General features: G+C 63.9%; 1 protein-coding gene. It reads left to right on the forward strand.

Annotated features, from left to right (window positions below; all coding sequences use genetic code 11):
• Nucleotides 1-164: 164 nt before the first annotated feature.
• The coding region (locus tag C7G61_RS42990) for a cell division protein ZapD (RefSeq protein ID WP_108523438.1) at nt 165-712 on the forward strand (548 nt) is incomplete at its 3' end.

A 712-nucleotide genomic window follows, 5' to 3' on the forward strand; every position in this document is an offset into this window, starting at 1 on the left:
CAGAGCATTCTCGCCGCCCAGGCCACGCGCCGGCAGCGCCTCGCCGTGGCGGATGACATTATTGACAACAGCGGCGCCGCTCAGGGGATAGAGCCACAGGTCGCCGCACTGCATCGTCGCTACCTTGAACTGGCGGCAACAGCGCCCCAACAGGATTAAACTGCATGAGTGATGTTTCCCCAACCGTTCTCTTTGAACACCCGCTGAACGAAAAAATGCGCACCTGGCTACGCATCGAATTTCTGCTGCAACAGCTGCACGGCCAACGCGCCCTGAGTGAAACCGCCATCGCCCTCACCTTCTTTCGCACCGTCTCCGACTTGCTGGACGTGCTGGAGCGCGGCGAAGTGCGCACCGAACTGCTCAAAGAGCTGGAGCGCCAGCAGCAGAAACTGTTGGCCTGGGCCGATGTGCCGGGCGTGGATATGGCGCTGATCGACCAGCTGCGCGGCCAGTTGAAGTCGCGCTCATCGGCGCTGATGGCGGCGCCGCGCCTCGGCCAGGCGCTGCGCGAAGATCGGCTGATCGGCCTGGTGCGCCAGCGGCTGAACATTCCCGGCGGCTGCTGCAGCTTCGATCTGCCAACCCTGCACATGTGGATGCACGCGCCGCAGCAGGATCGCGATGCCGACGTCGCCACCTGGCTGCAGTCGCTGGATCCGCTGAACCAGGCGCTGATCATGGTGTTGGATCTGATCCGTCAGTCGGGGCC

This window comes from Bradyrhizobium algeriense (genome assembly GCF_003062295.1).
Taxonomy (GTDB): Bacteria; Pseudomonadota; Alphaproteobacteria; order Rhizobiales; family Xanthobacteraceae; genus Bradyrhizobium; species Bradyrhizobium algeriense.